Raw genomic sequence first — 19,285 nt, forward strand, 5'->3', positions numbered from 1 at the left:
GCAGACCACCGCGGCCGGGGCGGCTGCCGCGGGGCGTGCGGATTCCGCGGATCACGGCGGTTCACGGCGGATCACAGCGGTTCACGGCGGAGCGGGCGTCCGACGGCCGGGCCCGGGCGTGAAGAAGCCCTCCGGCTGCGCCGTGCGGTGCAGCCGGAGGGCCGGGAGTTCGCGGGGCCGCTCGATCGCCGGGTGGGCGACTCAGTGCTCCCGGGGAGCGGGGACGGACGGCTCGATCTCCGGGTGGACGGTGAGCAGCGCCCGCACCGCGGCCTCGCCCGCCGTGCCGTCGCCGGTGCCGAGGGCGTCCACCAGCCGGGCGTGCAGGCTGACCGAGGCCTCCGAGGGGCGCTCGCAGGAGGTGGGCGGGCCGCCCGACACCTGGAGGGCGCAGGAGACGATCCCGGAGAGGTGCTCCAGCATCCGGTTCCCCGCCATCTGCAGGACCAGGGCGTGCAGCTCGGCGTCGGCCCGCGAGAACGTGGAGAGGTCGGCCTGGGCGGCGGCGTGGCCCATGATCTCGATCAGTTCGACCAGGCGCTGCTGGACGTCCTCCCGGCCGTGACCCGCGGCGAGCCTGGCGGCCAGCGGCTCGATCGCCCAGCGGAGCTCGAACAGCTCCCGGCGCTGCTCGTCGCGCTGCGGGCCGAAGGCGCGCCACTCGATGATGTCCGGGTCGAGCAGGTTCCAGTCGCCGACCGGCCGGACCCGGGTGCCGACGTTCGGCCGGGCACTGACCAGGCCCTTCGCCTCCAGCACGCGCAGCGACTCGCGGACGACGGTGCGGGAGACCTCGAAGCGCTGGCCGATCTCCTCGGGGACGAGCGGGCGGTCGGCACCGAGGTCGCCCGAGACGATCATCTGACCGAGCTGCTGCACGAGCTGGCCGTGCAGGCCTCGGCCACGACTGCTGGTGGTCTTGCGGCCGACCCGGCCCAGATCCGACTCGGCGCCCTCCCAGCGGGGCGCCGGCGGGGTCGGCCGGTCGGCGTACGAGAAGCGGTCCAGGTCGCCGGCGCCGGGGATGGCACCTTCGGCGGAACGGGCGGGGGTCATGGTGGGGTGCGCAAGGGTACTCACAAGTCCTTTGTCGGCGATCGGCGGGCGCAGCTTGAGAATTCTCGTGAAAAGCACACGAAAGGGTGATCGACCGTGACTGGATAATTGACTTCTTATCAGGAAGAACCGCACATTACGGCCACTGCTGGTCGATCTTGGCAGACCGTCAGCGACGGTCGGGGCTCTGCCACGGCCTTCCCGGTGGCTTCCCGGCCCTCGGCGAGGCTTTCGACCGGCCTCCGCCGGGAGCCGTGCGGGCGGGCGGGCGCCCGACCGGTCCGCACGGCCGCCCGTCGCCTCAGAGCGCCCGCCGCCGGGCCTGGACCAGGAGCGAGACGAGCAGCAGCACCAGCGCCGGCGCCGCGACCGCTGCCAGCAGCGCCGGGTCGGTCAGCACCGAACCGCCCTCCGCAACCCGGTCGTCCCCGCCGTACACCCATCCGTACGCCCACTCGACGCCGGACTGGAACGGCAGCAGTTCGGTCGCGCGGGCCGGCCAGGCGGTGCCGGTCTGCCGGAGCACCAGGGCCACCCCGGACTCCAGCAGCGGCGGCAGCGCGCAGAGCAGCAGCACCCCCGCGGCGGCACTGCGGGTCAGCGAGGCCGTCAGCACCCCCGTCCAGCCCGCCACGACCACCAGCAGGACGAAGGCCAGCAGGGCGGCGGGCACCCCCTGGCCGGCCGCGAGCGCGGCGGGGGCGAAAGCCCCGGGCAGGTCCGCGAGCCCGCTGAGGCCGGCCGAGGCGAGCGCCTCGGACACCCGGCCCGACAGGGCGGCCGGCTCCGACCAGGCGGCCACCGCCACCCCGTCCGGGAGCGCGAAGTGCACGACCACGGTGTCGATCAGCAGGGTGACCAGCGCCAGCAGCCCGGCCACCGGGGCGATCACCACCAGCTTGGCCAGCAGCAGCCGCACCCGGCGCGGATACGACACCTGCGAGGCCGCCAACCCCGGGTGGCGCACCTCGTGGCCGTAGGAGAGCGCGCCCAGCAACCCGGCGCCGAGCGCCGCGAACGGCAGCGGGATCAGCGGCACGGTCGCCGTCAGCAGCCGCACGCCGGCCGCCCCGGCCAGCGGCCCGGCGGGAGTCTGGGCGGCCAGCACCGCGGCCACCGCGGCGTCGCAGAGCAGCACGGCGGTGAGGAGCAGCCAGGTGGAGCGCAGGCCGCGCAGCCGGCGCAGCTCGTAGGCCAGTACACGCACGGTTCACTCGCTCCGGTGGTCGGGGGTGGTGGGGGTGGTGGGGGTGTCCGGGGCGTCGGGGGCGTCGGGGGCGGTGCCCGGGAGCGGTCGGCCGAGCCGGACGGTGTCGGCGGTCATCAGGTCGCCGACGCCGGCGTCCTCGCGCCGGGCGCGGGCACCGGGGTCCGGGGCGCTGCCGGACCGGGCCAGTCCGCGGAGGCCGTCCCGGAAGAGGCGGTCCACGACGACCGTCGGCGCGGTGTCGGCGCTCTCGATGACCCCACCGGTGTCGGGGGTATCGGCGGTCGCGGGAGTGCCGGCGGTGTTGGGGGTACCGGCGGTCGCGGGGGTGTCGGCGACCTCGGGAGTGCGGCCGGTGTTCGGAGCTTCGGCGGTTGTCGGCTCGGATCGGCGGGGCGGGTGGGGGTCCCGGGAGCGTGACTTCCGGTCCTGCCCGCCTTCCCGGCCCTGCCGGCCCTGCCGGGTTTCCTGGCCCTGCTGGCCCTGCTGGGGCGTGCGCCGGGTGGCCCGCGCGGTGACCGCCGACAGGGCCGTCGCGGCGGCGACCGCGACGGTACCGGCGGCCGCGGCCGCGGCGGACGACGAAGGCAGCGCGAGGACCGGCAGCGCGCCGGTGCCCGCCGCGCCCGCGGCCGGCCTCGGCACCTGCGCCGACTCGCTCGGGGAGGCCTCGGGCTCCACCGCCGCCTCCGCCGGGCGGGGCTCCGCCGAACGGGGCTCGGCCAGGCGCCCGGACCTGGGATCGGCCGGGCGGTGCTCGGCCTGCGCCGACCTGACCCGGAGCCGACCCGACCGCCCCGAGGCCGTGGGCAGGGTGGCGCGGGGAGCGGGCTGCTCGACCACGCGGTCGGCGAGCTCGTGCAGCAGGATGCCGTGCCGGTAGGCGAGTTCACCGATCTCGGTGCGATCGATCCCCGCCACCGCGAGGCCCGCCCCGCCGTCCCGGCGCACCGCCGCGCCCTGGGCCGCCAGCAGATCGGCGAGCCGGGCCATCTGCGGCCCGCGCACGGCGACCTCGGGGCTGAGCCGGGTGCGGCAGAACTCCTCCACCGGCTGATCGGCCACCAGGCGGCCCTGGTCGAGCGTGACCACCCGGTCCGCGAGCCGGGAGGCCTCCTGCGGTGTGCGGGTGGTGACCAGGACCGTGCCGCCGGCGACCCCGAACGAACGGAGGAAGGAGTGGAACCACTCCACATTGCGCGGCGAGAGCCCCTCGGTGGGCGCGTCGAGGATCAGGGTGCCCGGGTCGCCGAGCAGCGCCGCGGCGAGGGCGAGCCGCCGGTGCATGCCGGGCGAGAAGCTGCGCAGCCGCTGCCCGGCCACGGCCGCCAGCCGGGTCTGCTCCAGCAGTTCGTCGGCCCGCCGGGCGGGGACTCCGACGGCCGCCGCCAGCATCCGAAGGTGGCTGACGGCCTTTCGGCCGGGGTGCCCGGCGACCGCGCCGCCGGCACCGCCCAGGGCCGGCAGCAGTACGCCGACCTCGCGCTCCGGGCGGCGGAGCCGACGGTAGGTGCGGCCGTCGAAGAGCGTGACGCCCTGGCCGCGTTCGAGTTCGAGCATCAGCCGCAACGCGGTCGACTTGCCCGCGTCCTCGGGGCCCAGCAGTGCCGTCACGGAGCCGGCGCGGGCGTCGAAGGTCAGGTCGAGCACCGCCGGCGGGACACCCCTGCGGTAGACCTTGGTCAGTCCGGTGATCTGGATCATCGCTGGCTGCTCCCGTGCCCTCGGCCGACCTGGTCTGCGCGACACGGGGCCGTGCCCGCACGGCCCCGCGCCAGCACATTAGGGGGCCGGAGCGGCGATTCCGGGCATTACGGGAGCGGCACGGGCCCGCCGCCCACGCACCTCACCCGATCAGGGGACAATCCGATCCTGCGACGGAGTCACCGTCGCGCCGATCGGGCGAGCGGTTCCGGGCGTTGCGGTTGTTCCGGGCTCTGCGGATGTCGGGCGCAGCGAATGTCGGGCGCCGCGAGCACCGGTAGCCCGGCCGCCGGGAGGGCGGCCGCGGGCGCGGGGCTGGACGGGATGTCCGCTCAGGGCTCCGGGCGCAGCATGGGCGGGTTGAGCACGGTGGCGCCGCCGGGGGTGAACAGCTGCGCGGGGCGGCCGCCCTGGCGCGTGGTCGTGCCGCCGGAGGGCAGCAGGAAGCCGGGGGTGCCGGTGACCTTGCGGTGGAAGTTCCGCGGGTCGAGCACCACGCCCCAGACTGCCTCGTAGACCCGGCGCAGCTCGCCGACGGTGAACTCGGGCGGACAGAACGCCGTCGCCAGTGAGGAGTACTCGATCTTGGACCGGGCCCGCTCCACGCCGTCGGCCAGGATCAGCCCGTGGTCGAAGGCGAGCGGGACGCCGTCGACCGGACTCGGTCCGAGCAGTTCGGCGACCGGGGCCCAGCGGGCGCCGCTGGCGTCGCCACCGGCCCGCGGGGTCGGCAGGTCGGGCGCCAGGACGAGGTAGGCCACGCTGACCACCCGCATCCGGGGGTCGCGCTGTGGGTGGCCGTAGGTCGCGAGCTGCTCCAGGTGGGCGCCGGCCGCACCGGGGCCCGCCGCGTCGTGGCCGGGAGCGGAGTAGGCGCGCAGACCGGTCTCCTCGGCCAGCTCCCGGGACGCCGCCTCGGCCAGGCCCTCGTCCAGGCGGACGAAGCCGCCCGGCAGGGCCCAGTAGCCCTGGAAGGGGGGCTCGCCCCGTCGGACCAGCAGGGCGCACAGCGCGTGGTCCCGCACCGTCAGGACCACCAGGTCAACCGTGACAGCGAACGGGGGGAAGGCCGACGGGTCATAACGCGACATGGCGACGATCATAGTCGTCTCTCTGACGATAAGCACAGGCCCGCGCACGAAGCGTGCCCGACCGTCCGCGCCCCCGACCTGTCCCTGCCCCGTGCCCGGCTCTGGGCGCCCCGGTCGGGCGGGGCGAGCGGCCCCGCCCGACCGGGGCGCGGTTCGGGGGTCAGCGGGCGACCAGCTGGAGCTCCGCGGACGCCTCCTCGACCATCGCCACGCCGATCCGGCTCACCCGCACCGAGAACGGCTCGCCCGCCACCCGCAGCCCGGTCAGCTGCAGCTCGCCCAGCGGCGCCGTGCTGGCCGGCCGGACCAGCACCCGGCCGCCCGGTACGTCGGGGCGCACCCCGGCGAGGGCGAACACCGCGTGCACGGCCCCGGCCGCCGAGACCGCCGCCGGGTGGCACGCGGCCGGGTGCGGCACCGGCGGGCAACCGGGGACGCGCTGCTCCCCGGCGTACATCTCGGGCAGCCGGCCCTCGAAGTGGGCGGCGGCGCCGAGCAGGCCCTCCAGCAGCGCGCCGGCCTCGTTCTCGTGGCCGGCCTCGGCCAGCCCGGCGATCGCGAGGGCGGTCTCATGGACCCGCACCGCCCCGCTGCGGTGGCCGAGCGGATTGAACCGGGGCGACTTGGCGCTGAGCGTGCGCAGGCCCCAGCCGCTGTCCAGCTCGGGCGCGGCCAGCCGTTGGGCCAGCACCCTGGTCTGCTCGCGGTCGAGCAGGCTCTCGTGCCGGCCGCCGTCGGCGCAGAGCCCCGGGTCGAGGAGGTGGACGAAGGAGGAGGCGACGGCGGGGAGCTGCTGGCCCCCCGGGACGAGGCCCGCCGCCGGACGGCCGCCGGAGAGGTCGTCGATCCAGAACCGCTCACGGAAGCGCCCCCGCAGACCGGCCGCCCAGGAGCGCCACTCATCGGCGCCGGGGCGGCCGAAGGCGTCCAGTAGCTCGGCCCCGTGCAGCGCCGCCCGGTGCGCCTGGGCCTGGACCTCGGCGCGGGCCGCCACCGGATGGGCGGCGCGCTCCTCCACCGGACGGCTCAGGTCGGTGACGAAGCCGTCGACCAGGCCGTCGCGGAGCGCCCCGAGCGCCCGCTCGGCGGTCGGCAGCAGCTCGGCCACCTCGTGCCGGGGCAGGCCCCAGCGCCAGGCCTCGGCGAGCACCGTGACGAACAGCAGGGTCGCCTCGGTGGCCGTGCAGGTGGGCGGCAGCTCCGGACCGCCGTGCCGCAGCGCCCCGGGCAGCAGCCCCTCGGGCCGTTGGCCGGGGCCGCCCTGGCCGGCCGGGGGCGCGAGCTGCTGACGGCGGGCGAGTGCCCGCAGGGTGCCGGCCGCCAGCCGGGTGCCCAGCGGGAGCATCAGCCGGGCCGCCCAGAGCGCGTCGGCCGGGGCGAGTCCGAAGCGCCAGGGCGCGCCGGAGGCCGGGTAGAGGTCGGTCGGGCGGTCCGGGTCGGCGAACAGCAGGCCGCCGAGGGCGTCCAGTGCGCGCGGCACCAGCGACTGGACCCGGGGGTCGTCACTGCGGACCTCCGGCTCCGCCCACGGCAGCGGGACGCCGGTGCCGCGGCCGCCCGGCGGCCGGGGACCGGGGGTGGTGCTCTCCAGCTCGGTGCGCAGCTCGACCGACCACCGGGCGCCGGGCTGCACCTCCAGGTCCCAGCGCAGCACTCCGGCGCCGGCCAGCACGGCGTGCGGCGAGGGCTTGGCGCTGACGACGGCGCTGTGGGTCGGCCCGGCCCAGCGCAGCCCGGCGGACTGCACCTGTCCGGGCAGGTCCGGCGGCCGGTGCCCGGCGGCGATCTCGCCGACCGGGCCGAGGTCCGTGCCGAGCGCGATCTCCAGTGGCAGCCGGGCCGGCCTGCTGCCGGTGTTCCGGACGGTGACGGTCTCGATCCCGTCGGCATGGCGCAGCCGTTCGACGGTGAGCGCCGGATCGGGGTCGAGGTCGCCGGGGATCCGGACGGCGCCGAGGAAGCGGGCCTGCGCCGCCGAGGTCAGGGTGCCCTGGAGCGGCAGCGGCTCCATGCCGCCGATCCGCAGCTCCATCCGGGCCAGGACCCGGACTCCGGAGCGGTAGAAGCCGTGGAGGCCGTGACCGCGCAGCTGTCCGTCCGGACCGGAGGCGGCCATCGAGGGGGCGTTGACGCAGAGCACCGCGTGGTGGACGGCGGCGGGCTGCGGACGCGGCGCCACCGACCGGGCCGGGCCGGCGGGTGCGCCGCCGGGCATGCCCGGCGGTACCTGGTCGGGGCGCCCGACCGGTCTCGGCGCACCGACCACGCTCTCGGCCGGCATGGCCTGTGGTGGCCTCATGGCGGTCACCGGACTCTCCTCCCCTCGGCGGTCCGGTGGCCGGTGGGGCCGGTGGGCCGCGAGCATGCTCGATCGCGTGCTGATGATGCCTGGCCGGCGGGGGTTCCCGCCGGCGTGTCTGCCGTGTCTGGCCGTACCCGTCGCCGGGCCGTGCCATGCGGTGCCCGGTGCCGCCGGGGTACCGGGTTCGCCTTTCCCGGGCACCCGCTGGTGCCCGGCACTTCGTCACGGCCTTTGCCCGGTCGCACCGGTGACACCGTGTCCCGATCGGCGCCCCGGTCCCGCCGTGGACGGGCGCGGGGCGGCCACCTTCTGCCGGCCGCCCGTCGGCCGGGCGGTGCGCCGGGCACCGTCGGCGGGCCGCACCCCGGTACTCGGCGCGGCGCGGCGTCGTCCGGCTACGGGAGCCCGGTGTCCGTCCGGGCACAGTGCCCCCGGGGTGAACGCCGCGGACCGGCCGCAGGTAACGCCCGAACCGCCACTTCGGCCTGCCGCACCGGGGTACCGGGCGGTCGTGCCGCCGCCGGGCCGCCGGCGCTCCGGGCCGGTGCCGTGACGGGCCCGCACCCACGGGTGCCGCGGCTGTCGTACAGCCTCGCGCGGCTCCTCGGGCGGACGGTCGTGAACGGCAACCGTCGAACCCGTGTCCGACCGCCGTCAGGATACGGTGCGGGGGTTGCGGCGCCCGCACCGGCAACACCGTGAGCGGCGGCGTGACGGCTGTGAACCAGACACATACCGAGGAGTTGTATGTCCACCGCCAGCCGGCTGCCCGGGATTGTCACGACCGACCACGTCTTCCGCGTGCCCCTCGACCACTCCGCCCCCCAGGGCGAGCAGATCGAGGTGTACGCCCGCGAGGTGGTGGCCGCGCGCCGTGAGAAGGACGATCTGCCCTGGCTGCTCTTCCTCCAGGGCGGACCGGGCGGCAAGGCGGGGCGCCCGCTCGGCCGCGACGGCTGGCTGGAGCGCGCCCTGGACGACTACCGGGTGCTCCTGCTCGACCAGCGCGGCACCGGGCGGTCCACGCCCGCGAACCGGCAGACCCTCGCCCGGCGCGGCGGCGCCCAGGAGCAGGCCGACTACCTGGCGTGCTTCCGCGCGGACTCGATCGTGCGGGACGCCGAGCTGATCCGGCGCCGACTTCTCGACGACGACCGGCGCTGGAGCGTGCTCGGCCAGAGCTTCGGCGGCTTCTGCCTCCTCACCTACCTGTCGATCGCGCCCGAGGGGCTGCACGAGGCCTTCGTCACGGGCGGCCTCGCGGGCCTGCGCAGCTCGGCCGACGACGTGTACCGGGCGGCCTACCCCCGGGTGGTCCGCAAGAACGAGGAGCACTACGCCCGCTTCCCGCAGGACGTCGAAGCGGTCCGGCGGATCGCCGCCCACCTCGCCGACTCCCCCGCCACGCTGCCCGACGGCGGGCTGCTCACCGTCCAGGCGTTCCAGGGCCTCGGCATGATGCTCGGCGGCGGCAGCGGCTCCGGAAGCCTGCACTACCTGCTGGAGGAGGCCTGGGTGGAAGGCGTCGCCGGGCCCGAGCTGTCCGACACCTTCCTGGCCGACGTCCAGGCGAAGGTCTCCTTCGCCGAGGGACCGCTGTACGCCGTGCTGCACGAATCGATCTACGGTCAGCGGTCGGTGGACGGGGCGGGTACCGGGTGGGCGGCCGAGCGCGTCCGCAAGGAGTTCCCCGAGTTCGACGCCGGGGCTGCGCTGGAATCGGGGGCCCCGGTGCTGTTCACCGGGGAGATGATCTACCCCTGGCTGTTCGACACCGACCCGGCGCTCCGCCCGCTGAAGGAGACGGCGGAGCTGCTCGCCGCCCGCACCGACTGGGCCGACCTGTACGACCCGGCCCGACTGGCCGTCAACGAGGTGCCCGTCGTGGCGGCGGTCTACCACGACGACATGTACGTCGACACCGCGGACTCGCTGGAGACCGCCCGGGCCGTACGCGGCCTGCGGACGTGGGTCACCAACGAGTGGGAGCACGACGGGCTCCGGGTCAGCGGCGGCAAGGTGCTGGACCGTCTGATCGCGATGGCCCGCGGCGAGGTGTAGCGGCCTCGGGCCGCCGGCTCGGGTCGGCGGCCCGAGCCGGCCGGCGGAGGAACCGGGGCCCCCGACCGCCGGGGTGTCACGGCGCATGCCGGGACCTGCCCGTCGCACCGCGGGCGCCGCGACTCCGGCCGCGCCCACCCGCCGTCGCCTCCGCCTCCACCGACGCCCAGGGCGAGGCGCGGCCGGGCCCCACCCTCCGGGCGGAGCGCACCCGGGAGGACGGCCGTCGTGCCTCGCGGTCAGACGCCCGAACCGGCGGTCCTGCACTCGGGCCCTCGTCGGGCCGACCGCCCTCGCGGACCTTCGCCGTGCCCCTGGCCGGACGGTCGGGGCGCCGCCCCGGCGTACCGGCGACACCTGGCGCACCTGCCTCGCCGGGCACCGCCCCCGGGCCCGCGGCACCCGACTCACCCGGCGGCTCCGCCTCGGCCTCCCCCTTGCGGGCGCGCCGACGGCGAGGCTTCGCCGGGACCGGGGGCGACGGCTCCTCCGGCGACCGCTCGGGGTCCGGACCCCGCTCTGGGACAGGGCGGCCCGGGCCGCCCGCCGGCGCTCCCCGCTCTCCGGCGGAGCGGCGGCTGCGCTCGGCCGCCACGCTCGCCAACAGCTCCTCGGGCGAGAGGCCGCCGTTCAACGACTCGTAGAGCAGCTGGGCCAGCAGGTAGGTGGGGGCGAGCCGGAGCGTGTGGGCGAGCACCACGCGGGCCGTCGCGGTGTCCCCCGCGACCCAGGAGGCCCAGGCCAGCAGAGTGAGCGGCGGCGGGGCGTAACCGGTGTAGGGCGGCACGCACCGCCTGGCGAGGAAGCGCCAGAGCCGCTGGGTGGGCGCGAGCTCCTCGGGCCGGATGTACTCGGCGGCCCGGTCCCGGGTGCGCCGGTCCTGGAGGGCGACGAGCAGCCGGGCCGTCCGGTGGTCGTCGAGTACGCGCGCGCCGGCCATGAACTCGGCCACCGCCTGGTCGAGCAGCGCGCCGCCCTGCTCCCGGGAGTGCGACGGCGCCCGGCTGTCCAGTACCCGGGCCAGTGCCAGGCGCTGGGCGTCCGCCTCGGGCGGACCGATCGGGCCCACCGCCGCCACGATCGCCTTGCGGCTGCCCCGCGGCGCGAGTCCCGCGAACGTGGCCGCCGCGGCCACCGGGCCGGGGGCAGGGCTGTGCCGGACCGGGTGGCCGGCCGGATCGCAGCACCCCTCCCGACGGCAAAGGAAGGACCACCAGCGGCCGGCGGACACGCAGAGCGACTCCTTCACCCGCACTCCCCTGGCCTGGAAGGCCGCCCGCAGCTCCTCCGCGAGCGGTTGGAGCCGGTCGAGCACCGGCGGACCGTGCTCCCGGTCGGGGTCCTGACAGAGGTAGAGGAGGACCTGGACCGGTCGGCGGTCCCGGCGCTCGGAGAGGCCGACGAGCAGCGAGGCCGTCTCGTCGGCGGCCGCCGACCACTGCTGCGGCGCCTCGGGGATGTCCAGCCGGATCACCCCGCCCTGGTGGAGGTCCGGCCCCTGGAGGCCGACGGCGACGATGCTGTCGTCGGGGAAGAAGCCCAGCAGGTAGGGCAGCAGCTCGGCCATGTCGGCCGGGCCGCGCATGGTGACCGGACGCCCGCCGGAGGCCGGGTGGAAGGGGAGTGCGACGCGTTCGTTGTTCATGACCGGAAGACTGCCGCAATCCACGAGCCGCCCCCGGATTTTCCTTTTCCCTGTGGATAAAGCCCGCCTGTGGATAAAACGTCCTTCGTTCGGGGCATTCTGAGCCACTCTCCCGGGGGGACATTCGACACCCGTTCAGCGGAAGAGCTGATGAATTGCACCCGCCGGCCACCCACCCGTGAGCAGCGCCGTTCGCCCATTGTCGGCAGCTCGGGGTTACATGGACGGCATGCAGCAGCCGCAGAACCACACCACCGCCACCGACGCCACCGCCACGGCCGGCACCGGCAGCGCGACAGCCGCCGACCGCGCCGAGGTCCGGGCGCGGGCCGAGGCCGTCCTGCGCGAACTCGCCGGGCCCGCCGCCACCCTCCGCGAGGACCAGTGGACGGCCATCGAGGCCCTGGTCGTCGACCACCGCCGGGCCCTCGTGGTGCAGCGCACCGGCTGGGGCAAGTCCGCCGTCTACTTCATCGCCACCGCCCTGCTGCGGGCCCGCGGCGCCGGTCCGACGGTGATCGTCTCCCCCCTGCTCGCCCTGATGCGCAACCAGGTCGAGTCGGCCGCCCGGGCCGGCATCAACGCCCGCACCATCAACTCGGCCAACACCGACGAGTGGGACGCCGTCCAGGCCGAGGTCGCGGCGGGCGCGGTGGACATCCTGCTGGTCAGCCCCGAGCGGCTGAACAACCCCGACTTCCGGGACCAGGTGCTCCCCAAGCTCGCCGCCTCCACCGGCCTGCTCGTGGTGGACGAGGCGCACTGCATCTCCGACTGGGGCCACGACTTCCGCCCCGACTACCGCCGGCTGCGCACCATGCTCGCCGACCTCTCGCCGGGCGTCCCGGTGCTGGCCACCACCGCCACGGCCAACGCCCGCGTCACGGCCGACGTCGCCGAGCAGCTCGGCACCGGCACCACCGACGAGCACGCCCTGGTGCTGCGCGGCCCGCTGGACCGCAAGAGCCTCACCCTGGGGGTGCTCGCCCTGCCCGACCCGGCGCACCGGCTGGCCTGGCTGGCCGACCACCTCGACCGGCTGCCCGGCTCCGGCATCATCTACACCCTCACGGTCGCCGCCACCGACGAGGTGACGGCCTTCCTGCGCGAGCGGGGCTTCCCGGTGGCCTCGTACTCCGGCCGCACCGAGGACGCCGAGCGCCGCACCGCCGAGGCGGACCTGCTGGCCAACCGGGTCAAGGCGCTGGTCGCCACCTCCGCGCTCGGCATGGGCTTCGACAAGCCCGACCTCGGATTCGTGGTGCACCTGGGCTCGCCCAGCTCGCCGATCGCCTACTACCAGCAGGTCGGCCGGGCCGGCCGTGGCGTCGACCGGGCCGAGGTGCTGCTGCTGCCCGGGCGCGAGGACGAGGCGATCTGGCGCTACTTCGCCTCCCTGGCCTTCCCGCCCGAGGAGCAGGTCCGCCGCACCATCGACGCCCTCGCCGAGGCCGGCCGGCCGCTCTCCACCGCCGCCCTGGAGCCCCGGGTGGACCTGCGCCGCGCCCGGCTGGAGACCATGCTCAAGGTGCTCGACGTGGACGGCGCGGTGCGCCGGGTCAAGGGCGGCTGGACGGCCACCGGGCAGAGCTGGGCGTACGACACCGCCCGGTACGCCAAGGTCGCCGCCTCGCGCGAGGCGGAGCAGGCGGCGATGCGCGAGTACGCGGCGTCGACCGGTTGCCGGATGGAGTTCCTGCGGCGGCAGCTGGACGACGAGCAGGCCGAGCCGTGCGGCCGCTGCGACAACTGCGCCGGACCGCTGCACACCCCGGAGGTCTCCGCCGCGGCGCTGGACGCGGCGCGGGCCGCGCTCGGCCGGCCCGGCATCAGCTTCGAGCCTCGCCGGCTCTGGCCGACCGGGATGGACGCGCTGGGCGTGCCGCTCAAGGGCCGCATCCCGGCGGGCGAGCAGGCCGAGACCGGCCGGGCGCTGGGCCGGCTCTCCGACATCGGCTGGGGCAACCGGCTGCGCACGCTGCTGGCCGACCAGGCGCCCGACGTTCCGGTGCCCGGGGAGGCGGTGGACGCCCTGGTGGCGGTGCTGAGCGACTGGGCACGCGGACCCGGCGGCTGGGCCGGGCCCGCGACGACCGAGGGAGTCCGGCTCGACCGGCCGGTCGGCGTGGTGACCATGGCCTCGTCGCGCCGACCGCAGCTGGTCGGCAGCCTCGGGGCCCGGATCGCCGAGATCGGCCGGCTGCCCCTGCTCGGGCACATCGAGTACGCGGCCGGACGGTCACCGCAGGGCGGGCGCAGCAACAGTGCCCAGCGCCTGCACGCACTGGCCGGAGCGCTCGCGCTGCCGCCGGAGGTGGAGGCGGCGGTGGCCGCGGCGGGCGGGCCGGTGCTGCTGGTCGACGACCTGGTCGACTCCGGGTGGACGGTCACCGTCGCCGCCCGGCTGCTGCGCAAGGCCGGGGCGAGCGCCGTCCTGCCGCTGGTCCTGGCCGTGCAGGGCTGAGCCGGGGGGCACGCGGGGCTCCGGCGAGCGGGGAGCCGGGCCCAACCGGAAGGTGCGAAGCGGGCCGGAACGAGCGGAGCGAGGTGGGACTGCGCTCGTGATCGGCGGGAAGACGGTGACGGAGCCTGGGGGTTCCGGCACTGACCTACACCTGAATGGAGTAATGCGGGCGCAGTGCGGACGATCTGCGGGAACCGGCTGCACCGACCGGGCAAAGGGAGGGACGACCATGCGAAAAGTACTCCGCGCCGGCCTTCGGGTGCTCCGGATCACCGCCTCGCGAGCCGTGGGTGACGGTCACGCCGGAGGGGAATATATCCGGCAGAACGTTGGCTTTCAGGCGGCGTTCATCATTTCATCATTGCCGCTCCACCCCCGCTGCCCTGAGAATTGGACCGTACCCGGAACCCGGTCCGCTGGACCAGGGCTTCGGCGTACACGCGTACCCGCGCATCCGTGGGTCGGGAAGGAGGATCGTGATCAACGGTATCGGCCGAGGTCAGTATCCCCTCGCCCGGGGTTCGGAGCCCAGACGGGTGTGCGACCTGGAGACATGGGCTGCCTCGGGGATCCCGTCGCTGCGCGACCCGCGCGAGTTCGTCCTGGAACTGCACCGGCGCCACCTGCCGCAGCCCGGCACGGTCGTGGTCACCGTGCTGGACGCCTCGCACCGGTTGACCGCCTCGGCGTCCTTCGTTCCCCGGCCGCGCCACACCGACGGCTGGGAGCACCGCAACGCCCTCCTGGCGCACCTGCGGCAGGTCACCCCGCACGACCTGCGCCGGACCACTCCGGCCAGAACGGCCGTGCTGCTGCGCTGCCGGGAGGGCTCGGCGGGCTGGACGGCCCAGGACGGCGCCTGGATGTGGGCCCTGCAGGACGCGGCCGCCCTGCACGGGCTGCGCTGCGGTTCGTACCTCACGCTGACCCCGGCGGGCTGGCAGATCCTCGCCGACGGCCGGAGCGGACGCAATCCGCACTCGGGCTCGTGGGCGGACGGGCCGGTCCACACCGTGACCGAGCTGCCGCCCCGCCCGGCACCGGAGAGCGCTCGGGGGCAGCGCCCCCTGCGCCAGTCCGAGCGCCCGTGGACCGGCGCACGGGTCACCCCGATCGAGCCTGGCCGGCGCACCGGCACCTACTGAGGCCGCGCCCTCAGGCAACGGGCCGCCGCCCACCCGTGCTTCGGGGCCCGGGCGCCGCGGGCACGCCCACAGGTGGCGGCACGGGTCGGAACGGCACGGGTCGGAACGGCACGGGTCGGAACGGCACGGGTCGGAACGGCACGGGTCGGAACGGCACGGGTCGGGCCCGGCACCTGGTGGTGCCGGGCCCAAGGGTCGACGGGTGTCAGGCGGACACGGGGCGGCCGGCCGGTACACCGGCGGCCTCGGCGGCGGGGCCGGCGTCACCGCAGACCACCAGGAGCTCGGCCGCCCGGCCGCGCGCCTCGGTGAACGCCCTGGCGGCACGGTCGGCGCTGCCGCCGTTGACCACCAGCACGACCACGGCACGGCGGGCCGGCCGGGTCAGCGCGGCGTCCGCGTAGAACACGTCGCCCCCCTCGGCGAGTTGCGCCCAGTAGCGCTCCTCGCCGAAGGAGAGTTCGTGCCGCTGCCAGGGGTGCGGTTCGCCGACCGTCAGCACCAGGACGGCGCCCGGGTCGCGGCCGGAGTCCAGCAGCCGGTCGACCGCCTCGTCGGCGCGCTCCAGCGCCTGCGCGGCGGTGGCGGACAGGAGTTGGACCGCGACCTGCGGTGCCGCGGGCGCCGGACGGCGCGGGCCGGGCTTGGGGATCCCGCCCGGCCGGGGCTGCGGCCCCGGGCGCCCGGCGCCCGGCGGCGCCGGGCGCGCGGGTGCGGGTCGTTGACCCGGCACCGGGGCCGGGGCTGCGGTGACGGTCGACGGTGCGGAAGGAGTCGCGCTGCCGGAGGCAGGCGTACGGGGGGCTTGTGCGTCCGACTCGCGGGGGAAGGGAACGCCGGGGCCCGGGAGGCTCTCGTGAATCTCCGGCTCCTCGGGGAAGACAGGCATACCCGGATATCTATCAAATGCCGGTCGGGCGCGCACGGGCGCCCCACCCATTGGGCACGGAAGCCTTCCGCCCCCACCCGGGTCAATGGACGACGAAACGTCAGAAACCGAGCGTCAACTGCTCGTCCGCGGGACCCGCCGAGCCCGGTCCGCCGACACCGACGACGGCCCTGGTCCGCTTCAGGTGGCGCCATCGGGGCAGCCCGTCCAGGTAGGCCCAGGAGAGCCGGTGCTGTTCGGTCGGGCCGAACTCCTCCAGCGCGGTGCGGTGCACCGGGGAGGGGTAGCCGGCGTTGTCGGCGAAACCGTACTCGGGGCAGGTCTCGCCGAGTTCGGCCATCAGTCCGTCGCGGTGGACCTTGGCGAGCACCGAGGCCGCCGACACGCAGATGCAGGACTGATCGCCCTTGATGACCGTGCGTACCCGCCACGGGCCGCCCAGGTAGTCGTGCTTGCCGTCGAGTATCACCGCGTCCGGTTCGACCGGCAGCGCCTCCAGGGCGCGCACGGCGGCCAGCCGCAGCGCCGCGGTCATCCCCAGCTCGTCGCACTCCAGCGCGGAGGCGTGGCCGAGCGCGTACGCGGTGACCCAGTCGGCGAGGACCGGGGCCAGCGCCTCGCGGCGCAGCTCGGTCAGCAGCTTGGAGTCGGTCAGGCCCTCCGGGGGCTTGCGCAGCCCGGTGACGGCGGCACCCACGGTGACCGGTCCGGCCCAGGCGCCGCGCCCGACCTCGTCGAGACCGACGACGATCTTGGCGCCGGCCCGGCGCAGCGAGCGCTCGACGGAGTGCGTCGGCGGAACGATGGGCATCGCGGAGTCCTTCGGCTGGGGCAACCTCCAGCGTAAGCCCCGCCCGGAACCGCCCCGACCAACCGGCCCCCGGTGACCCCGCCGCCCGGAACCACCCCGACCAGCCGCCCCCGGCGACCTGGCGCCCCGGCCGCCAGGCACACCGCCCGGACCCGCCCCGCCGCCCCCCGCAGCGCGCGTCAGCGGCGGATCAGCGGCACCAGGACCTCGTCCACCAGCTCGACGGCGAATCCGCGCCCGAGCTGCCGGCCGCAGACCTTGACCCGGTACATCAGCATCGCGGGCGCCACGTCGGCGACCAGCGGGCTGACCGCGCCGGGCCGGACGTCGCCGCGCTCCGCTCCCCGCCGCAGGATCTCCAGGATCGTGTCCTTGGTCGGCTCGACCACCCGCTGGACGATGAAGTCCTTGAACAGCTCCGCCTGCTCGTGCTCCAGCTCGGCCATCAACGCGTGCATGGCACCACCCGACCGGGAGTTCATCGCCTCGGTGAAACCCTGGATGAGCAGCAGCAATTCGGCACGGGCGGACCCGAGGTCGGGGGTGTCGGAAGGCCGTGGCAGAGTGGAGTCCAGGGCGTCGATGACGAGTTCGACCTTGGACGCCCAGCGCCGGTACAACGCGGCCTTCCCGGTCCGCGCGGCCCCGGCGACGCCTTCCATCGTCAGCCGTGCGAATCCGCCGGAGGTGAGCTGGTCGAGCACGGCCTCGAAGATCGCGCGTTCCAGCTCCTTGCCCCGGCGCCGCATCGGCCGGGACAGCACCTCGGCGGCCACCTTCATCGGACAGTGCGACGCCGGCCCGGCCACCGGGACGACGATCCTCGGCACGGGCACGGCCGGACCGCCCTCCGCCGGGCACTCCACGGCTCCCTCCACCGACCCCGGGAGCTGCTCGCCCGCCCGGTCCGCGACCTGGTCGCGCGGCCGCTCGACGGGCCGCTCGGCCGCCCGGCCGACCGGCCGTTCTGCCGCCTGGCGCCGTACCAACTGATCCATCGTCACCAACCTTAGGGAACGCTTGCGTTCACAATCTCGCCCAGGATATCGTCCAGGCTAGTGAACGATCCCGTTCCTTCATAGCCCGCGGGACGTCGCGGGAACGCACTGGACCTCGGGTCCACAGCATACGAAGCAGTAGCCAGCAGGGGGCACTAACTTGGCTATCTCCGACACGCTCAGCAAGAACTCTCCACCGCAAGGCAGCCAGGGCAGGCGCAAGGGCATCACCCTGACCGTCATCGCCGCGACGCAGCTGATGGTCGTCCTCGACGCCACCATCGTGAACATCGCGCTGCCGCAGATCAGGGACGCGCTGAACTTCTCCACCACCAACCTGTCGTGGGTGATCAACGCCTACACGCTGACCTTCGGTGGCTTGCTGCTGCTCGGCGGCCGCGCGGGCGACATCCTCGGCCGTCGCCGGGTGTTCATCGCCGGCACGCTGCTGTTCGGGCTGGCCTCGCTGCTCGGCGGCTTCGCGCAGGACGGCGGCATGCTGCTCGCCGCCCGCGCGCTCCAGGGCATCGGCGGCGCGATATGTTCGCCGACCGCGTTCGCCCTGATCGCCACCAACTTCGACGAAGGGCCCGAACGCAACAAGGCCTTCGGGGTCTTCTCGGCGGTGGCCGGTTCGGGCGCGGCCATCGGCCTGCTGGCCGGTGGCGTGCTGACCGAGTACCTCGACTGGCGCTGGGTGTTCTTCGTCAACGTGCCGATCGCGATCCTGATCGCCGTCGCCGCGCCGCGCTACATCGCGGAGTCGGAGCGCCGCGCCGGCCGCTTCGACCTGCCCGGTGCGCTCACCTCCACGCTGGGGCTGGTCAGCCTGGTCTACGGATTCATCCGGGCCGCCTCGGACGGCTGGACGGACCCGGTGACGCTCGGCTCCTTCGCGGCCGGCGTGCTGCTGGTGGCCGCGTTCCTGGTGATCGAGAACCGCACCGCGCAGCCGATCACCCCGCTGCACCTGTTCGCCAACCGCAACCGCACCGGTGGCCTGGTGATGATGCTCTGCCTGGCCGCGGCCATGTTCGGCATCTTCTTCTACGTCACGCTCTTCGTGCAGGGACCGCTCGGCTACAGCCCGCTGAAGGCCGGCTTCGCCTTCCTCCCGATCAGCGTGTCGATCATCATCGCCGCGCAGGTCGCCTCCACCCTCCAGGCCAAGTACGGCCCGAAGCCGTTCATGGCCGGGGGTGCGCTGTTCGTCACCATCGGGCTCACCTGGCTGACCCAGATGAACGCGGACAGCGGCTACATCGACGGGGTGCTCGGCCCCACGGTGGTGTTCGGCTTCGGCATGGGTCTGACCTTCGTCCCGGTGATGCTGCTCGCGGTCGCCGGGGTGGCCGGCGAGGACACCGGCGCCGCGTCCGGCCTGCTCAACTCGATGCAGCAGATCGGCGGGTCGCTGGGCCTGTCGATCCTCACCACGGTGTTCGCGCACTACGCCACCGCGGAGGCCAAGGTGCAGCTGCCCGGCTTCATGGCCTCGGCCACGCCGGAGCAGAAGGCGGCGTTCCTGGAGAAGAAGGAGTTCCCCAAGGGCACCGACGCGGCCAACCAGGTACTCGCTCATGGTATTTCGCACGGCTTCATCGTGGGCGCGGTGCTCGCCGGGCTCGCCCTGGTGGTCGCGGTCACCGTGATCAGGGCCAAGGCGGAGGACCTGGCGTCGAACACCTCCGGCATCGCGATGCACTGACGCGACGCCGACACCGCAGCGACGCGGCGCCGACACGACACCGAGCCCGACACCGCAGTGACGCGGCGCCGACGCGACACCGGTCGGAGCGGCCGCCGACGGCGGACCGTCCGGACTCCGCACCGACCGCGGAACACCACGAGGGCCGGCCGGGAGCTCACCGCTCCCGGCCGGCCCTCGCGCGTCGGGCCACCTCCGGCCCCC

General features: G+C 75.4%; 13 protein-coding genes. 4 read left to right on the forward strand and 9 right to left on the reverse strand.

Translation table 11 applies throughout. The annotated features are described in order from the left end of the window. Positions 1-201: 201 nt before the first annotated feature. The 5 genes from ACIF6L_RS31010 to ACIF6L_RS31030 all read right to left on the reverse strand — a co-directional run bounded on the left by ACIF6L_RS31010 (position 202) and on the right by ACIF6L_RS31030 (position 7,357). Complete coding sequence (locus ACIF6L_RS31010) at positions 202-1,134, reverse strand: FadR/GntR family transcriptional regulator (RefSeq protein ID WP_329489863.1); 933 nt, start codon at positions 1,132-1,134, stop codon at positions 202-204. A 223-nt stretch (positions 1,135-1,357) separates the two neighbouring features. Then, the gene (locus tag ACIF6L_RS31015; RefSeq protein WP_396490835.1) at positions 1,358-2,263 is read right to left on the reverse strand and encodes a hypothetical protein; all 906 of its coding nucleotides are present in this window, start codon (positions 2,261-2,263) and stop codon (positions 1,358-1,360) included. 3 nt (positions 2,264-2,266) lie between these two features. Next, the gene (locus tag ACIF6L_RS31020) at positions 2,267-3,967 is read right to left on the reverse strand and encodes an ATP-binding cassette domain-containing protein (protein ID WP_396490834.1); all 1,701 of its coding nucleotides are present in this window, start codon (positions 3,965-3,967) and stop codon (positions 2,267-2,269) included. 332 nt (positions 3,968-4,299) lie between these two features. After that, on the reverse strand, positions 4,300-5,058 hold the full coding sequence (locus tag ACIF6L_RS31025; protein WP_359838506.1) for an NUDIX domain-containing protein: 759 nt from the start codon (positions 5,056-5,058) through the stop codon (positions 4,300-4,302). Between the two features lie 160 nt (positions 5,059-5,218). Then, positions 5,219-7,357 carry a glycogen debranching N-terminal domain-containing protein gene (locus ACIF6L_RS31030; protein ID WP_396490852.1) on the reverse strand — a complete coding sequence of 713 codons (2,139 nt, stop codon included), beginning with the start codon at positions 7,355-7,357 and terminating at the stop codon, positions 5,219-5,221. 750 nt (positions 7,358-8,107) lie between these two features. Between ACIF6L_RS31030 and ACIF6L_RS31035 the strand changes: the two genes are divergently transcribed. Beyond that, positions 8,108-9,421, forward strand: coding sequence for an alpha/beta fold hydrolase (locus ACIF6L_RS31035; RefSeq protein WP_396490833.1), 1,314 nt, complete (start codon positions 8,108-8,110; stop codon positions 9,419-9,421). A 76-nt stretch (positions 9,422-9,497) separates the two neighbouring features. On the opposite strand, the gene ACIF6L_RS31040 is transcribed toward ACIF6L_RS31035, so the two are convergent. Beyond that, on the reverse strand, positions 9,498-11,066 hold the full coding sequence (locus ACIF6L_RS31040; RefSeq protein ID WP_396490832.1) for a DUF4192 family protein: 1,569 nt from the start codon (positions 11,064-11,066) through the stop codon (positions 9,498-9,500). 229 nt (positions 11,067-11,295) lie between these two features. Here ACIF6L_RS31040 and ACIF6L_RS31045 point away from each other — a divergent pair, with 229 nt between their 5' ends. After that, positions 11,296-13,530 carry a RecQ family ATP-dependent DNA helicase gene (locus ACIF6L_RS31045; RefSeq protein WP_396490831.1) on the forward strand — a complete coding sequence of 745 codons (2,235 nt, stop codon included), beginning with the start codon at positions 11,296-11,298 and terminating at the stop codon, positions 13,528-13,530. Between the two features lie 536 nt (positions 13,531-14,066). Then, positions 14,067-14,675, forward strand: coding sequence for a hypothetical protein (locus tag ACIF6L_RS31050; RefSeq protein ID WP_396490830.1), 609 nt, complete (start codon positions 14,067-14,069; stop codon positions 14,673-14,675). Between the two features lie 205 nt (positions 14,676-14,880). Here the strand turns inward: ACIF6L_RS31050 and ACIF6L_RS31055 are convergent, their stop codons facing one another. The 3 genes from ACIF6L_RS31055 to ACIF6L_RS31065 form a co-directional block, all read right to left on the reverse strand. Then, complete coding sequence (locus ACIF6L_RS31055; RefSeq protein ID WP_359838512.1) at positions 14,881-15,408, reverse strand: hypothetical protein; 528 nt, start codon at positions 15,406-15,408, stop codon at positions 14,881-14,883. A 256-nt stretch (positions 15,409-15,664) separates the two neighbouring features. After that, positions 15,665-16,375 carry a ribonuclease HII gene (locus tag ACIF6L_RS31060; RefSeq protein ID WP_380390949.1) on the reverse strand — a complete coding sequence of 237 codons (711 nt, stop codon included), beginning with the start codon at positions 16,373-16,375 and terminating at the stop codon, positions 15,665-15,667. A 179-nt stretch (positions 16,376-16,554) separates the two neighbouring features. Continuing rightward, positions 16,555-17,373: a TetR/AcrR family transcriptional regulator gene (locus tag ACIF6L_RS31065; RefSeq protein ID WP_396490829.1), complete on the reverse strand. Its 819-nt coding sequence runs from the start codon at positions 17,371-17,373 to the stop codon at positions 16,555-16,557. A gap of 160 nt (positions 17,374-17,533) precedes the next feature. Between ACIF6L_RS31065 and ACIF6L_RS31070 the strand changes: the two genes are divergently transcribed. Then, positions 17,534-19,081 (forward strand): MFS transporter, encoded by a 1,548-nt coding sequence (locus ACIF6L_RS31070; protein ID WP_380390945.1) that lies wholly within the window; start codon positions 17,534-17,536, stop codon positions 19,079-19,081. The last annotated feature ends 204 nt before the right edge of the window (positions 19,082-19,285 follow it).

This window comes from Kitasatospora sp. NPDC086009 (assembly GCF_044540385.1).
In the GTDB taxonomy this organism is placed as follows: domain Bacteria; phylum Actinomycetota; class Actinomycetes; order Streptomycetales; family Streptomycetaceae; genus Kitasatospora.

Bases quoted from the DNA above. Each gene is read 5' to 3' on its own strand.
- ACIF6L_RS31060 (WP_380390949.1), bottom strand. From the start codon at position 16,375: ATGCCCATCGTTCCGCCGACGCACTCCGTCGAGCGCTCGCTGCGCCGG.
- ACIF6L_RS31045 (WP_396490831.1), top strand. From the start codon at position 11,296: ATGCAGCAGCCGCAGAACCACACCACCGCCACCGACGCCACCGCCACG.
- ACIF6L_RS31035 (WP_396490833.1), top strand. From the start codon at position 8,108: ATGTCCACCGCCAGCCGGCTGCCCGGGATTGTCACGACCGACCACGTC.
- ACIF6L_RS31065 (WP_396490829.1), bottom strand. From the start codon at position 17,373: ATGGATCAGTTGGTACGGCGCCAGGCGGCAGAACGGCCGGTCGGCCGG.
- ACIF6L_RS31020 (WP_396490834.1), bottom strand. From the start codon at position 3,967: ATGATCCAGATCACCGGACTGACCAAGGTCTACCGCAGGGGTGTCCCG.
- ACIF6L_RS31040 (WP_396490832.1), bottom strand. From the start codon at position 11,066: ATGAACAACGAACGCGTCGCACTCCCCTTCCACCCGGCCTCCGGCGGG.
- ACIF6L_RS31030 (WP_396490852.1), bottom strand. From the start codon at position 7,357: ATGAGGCCACCACAGGCCATGCCGGCCGAGAGCGTGGTCGGTGCGCCG.
- ACIF6L_RS31025 (WP_359838506.1), bottom strand. From the start codon at position 5,058: ATGTCGCGTTATGACCCGTCGGCCTTCCCCCCGTTCGCTGTCACGGTT.